At 68.1% G+C, this 4,923-nt stretch carries 6 protein-coding genes; 2 read left to right on the forward strand and 4 right to left on the reverse strand.

All coding sequences use genetic code 11. From position 1 onward, the window contains the following. The 4 genes from JMF90_RS23945 to JMF90_RS23960 all read right to left on the reverse strand — a co-directional run. The coding region (locus JMF90_RS23945; RefSeq protein WP_201325505.1) for a lysylphosphatidylglycerol synthase domain-containing protein at positions 1 to 1,761 on the reverse strand (1,761 nt) is incomplete at its 3' end. A 152-nt stretch (positions 1,762 to 1,913) separates the two neighbouring features. After that, positions 1,914 to 2,150: a hypothetical protein gene (locus tag JMF90_RS23950; protein ID WP_226292054.1), complete on the reverse strand. Its 237-nt coding sequence runs from the start codon at positions 2,148 to 2,150 to the stop codon at positions 1,914 to 1,916. A gap of 38 nt (positions 2,151 to 2,188) precedes the next feature. Further along, positions 2,189 to 2,629, reverse strand: coding sequence for a hypothetical protein (locus JMF90_RS23955; RefSeq protein ID WP_011547609.1), 441 nt, complete (start codon positions 2,627 to 2,629; stop codon positions 2,189 to 2,191). Between the two features lie 81 nt (positions 2,630 to 2,710). Then, complete coding sequence (locus JMF90_RS23960) at positions 2,711 to 3,631, reverse strand: LysR family transcriptional regulator (RefSeq protein ID WP_011547608.1); 921 nt, start codon at positions 3,629 to 3,631, stop codon at positions 2,711 to 2,713. Positions 3,632 to 3,737: 106 nt separating this feature from the next. Here JMF90_RS23960 and JMF90_RS23965 point away from each other — a divergent pair, with 106 nt between their 5' ends. Further along, positions 3,738 to 4,181, forward strand: coding sequence for a heme-binding protein (locus JMF90_RS23965; protein ID WP_011547607.1), 444 nt, complete (start codon positions 3,738 to 3,740; stop codon positions 4,179 to 4,181). Positions 4,182 to 4,185: 4 nt separating this feature from the next. Then, positions 4,186 to 4,923 (forward strand): SDR family oxidoreductase (locus JMF90_RS23970; protein ID WP_201325506.1); only part of this gene is annotated, 738 nt, incomplete at its 3' end.

Consider the following 4,923-nt stretch of genomic DNA (forward strand, 5'->3'; position numbering starts at 1 on the left):
GCGGCCGTTCTTCGCGTACATCAGGAACGCACGGCGCGATTCGGAAAACAGGAACGACTTGTCGCCCATCAGCGCGAGGCCCGCGTCGCTGCATTCCTGCGCGCGGATGATCTGCTCCGCGTCGATGAGGTCCTGCTGCGCGGGCTTCACGAAACGACCGGGCGCCGGGCGCAGCAATTGCCACAGCGCGAACAGCGCGACGAATACGCCGGCGGCGAGCGTCGCGCGCAGCGCTCGCGGCGCGCGCGCATCGAACGAGAAATGCGACCACAGATCGCGCGTGTAAGGCACGTCGCGGAACGCGAAGAACAGCACCCACACGGCCAGCATCAGCACCATCGCCACCGACACGAACCAGCTCACGGTAAAGCGCTCGGCAAGCAGCGACGAATGACGGTTGAACCGGCGGCGGCTGACGAGCAGCAGCACGAGCAGCGTGCCGAGCACGCCTGCCTCGACGAATGCGAGGCCCTTGGCCAGCGACAGCGCGAGGCTCGCGAGCGTCAAGGCGAACGTCATCCACCACGCGCCGTCGAGCCGGCGCAGCAGCCCGCGCGCGACGAACAGCAGCGCGACGCCGAGCACGCTGCAGATCACCTGCGAGCCTTCGAGCACCCACAGCGGCACGATGTGGCGCAGGATCGCGATCCGGTGCCAGAACGCGGGCGTCGCACTCGAGATCACCAGCATCCCGCCGACCGCGAAGGTCACGAGGCTCAGGAACACCGGCGCCAGTTGCGACACGCGCACGGCCTGCCGCGTCACGAGCCGGCGCCGCAGCGCGCGGCCCTCGAAGCCGGCCAGCAGGCCGGCCGACAGCACGAGCGGCACGCCGAAATAGATCGCGCGATACGCGATCAGCGCGGCGACCATCGCGTGCGCGGGCACTTCGCGGCCCAGCGTGAAGACCATCGCCGCTTCGAACACGCCGATCCCGCCCGGCGTATGGCCGATCATCCCGAGCAGCAACGCGGCTGCATAAACGGTGATGAAGGTCGGGAAGCCGACGGGAGCCGCCGGCAGCAACACCCACAGCGTCAGGCCCGCGGCAACGACGTCGAGCACCGCATAGACGACCTGTGCAACGAGATCGCGCCGCGCCGGCACGTCGAACGACAGCCATTTGAAGCGCGTGACGACCGGGCGCGCGGTGTTGCCGCACAGCACGACCAGCGCGGCGAGCGCGACGAGCAGTGCCGCGCCCGTCCACGTGAGCACGCCGGGCGCGACGTGCAGCATCGCGGCGAGCGCCTCCGGCACGCAGACCATGCCGACCGCCGTCATCAACACCATCGCGAGCGCCAGCGTGCCGCTCGTGAACACCGTCATCCGGCCGATCTGGGCGGGCGTGACGCCCGACACGCCGTACACGCGAGCACGCACCGCGCCGCCCGTCAGCGCGCCGAAGCCGGTCGCGTTGCCGAGCGCGGAACCGGCAATCGCGCCGATCCACAGCGCGACGCGCGGCACCCTGGCCGCGACATAACGCAGGCCGACCGCATCGCGGGCGACGAGCGCGAGATAGCTGAGGGCCGTCGCGGCCAGCGACGCGCCCCACTCGCCGACGGACATGTGACGCAACTGGCGAATCACCGACCGATAGTCGACGGATTCCGACAGATGCTGGAAAACCACGATCAGCAGCAGGCCGATGCCGAGCGCGAGCAGCGGCGACAGTACGCGCTCGTTGCGGATCAGCGCCCGGGCACGGACGATCACCGCCTCGGCACGGCCGGGCGAACCAGGGTGGCGGGAAGACATAACGTGTTCAGTGGTGGTGCATAGCGTGTCGCGGCGCGGGCTGGCCGGGCGGCGACGTATCTGGTTGTTCTGCATGGGCGGCCGGCCGAAGACGGACTCGAGGCGCCTGGATCAGAACTTACGAGTATACGGAACTTATATTACAGAATCTTTCACGTCGCCTTTGTGCGGATTTGTGGTTTCTCGCGCATCAAAAACGCATAAAGAAACAGGGCGTCCCACGAACGCAAGGTGCGCATCATACCGGGAACCGGGGCGTTTTTTTCATCGGATGAATGACTTGTGATGCATTTGGGCGGAATTTGCCGCGCCGGGCCCGGCGGGCGAGGACGAAAACGCGACGGCGCGGCGCATTTCGGAATGGCCGCGAGTTGATTCGGCGCGTTCATTCCGGCGCGCCACCGGTACGGAAATACGCCACTACGCGTCACTTCGCCCGTTCATGCTCCCCCAAACCGATCGCCTTGTAGTCGTAATTCGGATAGAACTCTGTCCGGTACGCGCCCCACGCCGTATCCTCGAGCACGCGATTGACCTCGCGCAGCCGCGACGCCGGCAGTCGCAGCACGACGATCTGCCCGATCCCCATCGTCACGGTCCAGCTCACGACCTCGACGCCCGGCGGCGGAAACGCCTTGTAGAAACCCTGCTTCGCGAGTTGCGCGTTCAGCTCGGCGAGCGGGCGGGACTGGTCGTGTTTCAGGAAAACCGTCAGCAGTATCGCGTTGTCGGGAGTCGCCGCCGCCGAGCCGGCCGGCACGGTCGACGTCGACGTCTGGCCGACGGCGGGCGCGCTACCGATCGCGACAGCACCCAGCGCCGTGGCAATCAAAAGGGTTCGAATCGGGAAATACGGGAATGCCGTCATCACGCAACTCCATGGCTTCGTGGCTGGAGCCGCCATCATGCACCGCCCAATCCATTGCTGCAGTGACCCGAGCCGATGCGATTACGCGACGTCCGCGCCCGCGCCTTCGCGCTCGCGCAGCACGTCGATGAACGCGCGCAGCTTGGCCGGCACGTGCTTGCGGTTCACGTAATACAGCCACATCGGCGGCAGGGTCCGGCACGCGCCGGGCAGCACTTCGACGAGCGTGCCGTCGTGCAGATCCTGCTCGATCCGCTCGCGCACGAACGCGAACGCGATGCCGACACCGACGCGCGCTGCGTCGATCACCGCATCGTCGTCGTTCGTCACGAACACGCCGTCCGGATCGAGATCGACGTCGCGGCGCCCGTCGTGCAGCAGCCATTTATGCAGGCGTCCGCTCTCCGCAAACCGGAAACGGATGCACGCATGCCGCCCGAGCGCGGCGATCGACTCGGGCGTGCCGTGCCGCGCAAGATAGGCCGGCGACGCGACCAGCGCACACGTCAGCGCCGGCGCGATCCGCACGCCGATCATGCCAGGCTGCAATCGGTCGGCCAGGCGAATCCCCGCGTCGAAGCCATCCTTCGCGATGTCGACGAGTTCGTTGTCGTAGCGGATTTCGAGCCGGACTTTCGGATAGCGCTCGCGGAACGTGGCGAGCACCGGCGCGATCACGAGCAAGCGCGCGAGCGGCAGCGCGGTCACGCGCAGCAGCCCGTTCGGCTCGCTGCGCGCATCCTTCAGTTCGTCGCGTGCCTGCATGACCTGCCGGTAAGCGGGTTCGGTCTGCCGCCAGTAGCGCTGGCCGGCCTCGGTGAGGCTCACGCCGCGCGTGCTGCGGTTGAACAGCTTCACGTTGAGTTCGCCCTCGAGTTGCCCGATCGCCAGGCTAACGGCCGCCGGCGTCAGGCCCAGCGCGGCCGCGGCCCGCGTGAAGTTGCCGGCCGTCGCGACGGTCATGAACACGTGCAGCCCGGCCATCGGATCGCGTCTGCTCATCGTCTGTCCATCATTAAAAAAACTTGAAACTGCTTCGAGCGGAATGCGGATTCTCCCATATACCGCAACTGCCTACACTGGCGCTGTCGTCCCCTCGGAGCCTCGCATGAACCCGCTCACCGCCGCACTCCCGCTGCCGCTCGCCGTCGCCCGCCGCACGGTCGACGCGGCGCTCGCGCAGGCCGCATCGCTGCAAGTGGCCGGCGTCGCGATCGCCGTCGTCGATGCCGGCGCGAACCTGCTCGCGTTCGTGCGTACCGACGACTGTTTTCTCGGCGCGATCGATCTCGCGCAGCGCAAGGCGCTGACGGCGGTGCGCTTTCGCGCGTCGACCGGTGCGCTCGGCGCGATGTCGGGCGACGGTCCGCTGCGCGGCATCGAACACAGTCACGGCGGGCTCGTCACGTTCGGCGGCGGCGAGCCGCTCGTCGACGGCGACGGGCGCTGCGTCGGCGCGATCGGCGTCTCGGGCGGCAGCGTCGACGAAGACACCGCGATCGCGCGGCACTGCCGCGACCTTTTTCAGGCAACCCTTCACTCCACAAGGTAAGCACATGACACGGAAACGCATCCTCATCACCGGCGCGGGCACCGGCTTCGGCCGCGAAGTCGCGCTGCGGCTCGCCGAACGCGGCCACGACGTGACGGCCGGCGTACGCACGGCCGTCGAGATCGACGCACTGACGGACGCCGCCGCGCAGCGCGGCACCGCGTTGCGCGCGGTGAAGCTCGACGTCACGTCGGCCTACGATCGCGCGCGCGCCGCCGAACTCGACGTCGACGTGCTCGTGAACAACGCAGGCGTCGGCGAAGCCGGCGCGCTCGTCGACCTGCCGGTCGAGATCGTCCGCGAGCTGTTCGACGTGAACGTGTTCGGGCCGCTCGAACTCACGCAGCAGATCGCACGCGGGATGCTCGCGCGCAAGCACGGCAAGATCGTGTTCGTGTCGTCGATCGCGGGGTTGATCACGGGGCCGTTCACCGGCGCGTACTGCGCGTCGAAGCACGCAATCGAATCGGTGGCCGAGGCGATGCACGCGGAGCTGGCGCCGCACGGCATCCGCGTCGCGGTCGTGAACCCGGGCCCGTACCGCACCGGCTTCAACGACCGGATGATGGAAACGACGCGGCGCTGGCACGATCCGGCCGTGCATACCGTGACGCCCGAGCGGCTGGCGTTCCCGCTCGAACAGCACGACCCGGAGGAAATGATCGCGAAGATGGTCGACGTGATCGACAGCGACGGCGGCGCGTTCCGCAACCTGCTGCCGGCTTCATCGGAAGCGTTCGTG

Origin of the sequence: Burkholderia sp. E168m23 (genome assembly GCF_016586125.1) — a bacterium.
Classification (GTDB): domain Bacteria; phylum Pseudomonadota; class Gammaproteobacteria; order Burkholderiales; family Burkholderiaceae; genus Burkholderia; species Burkholderia orbicola.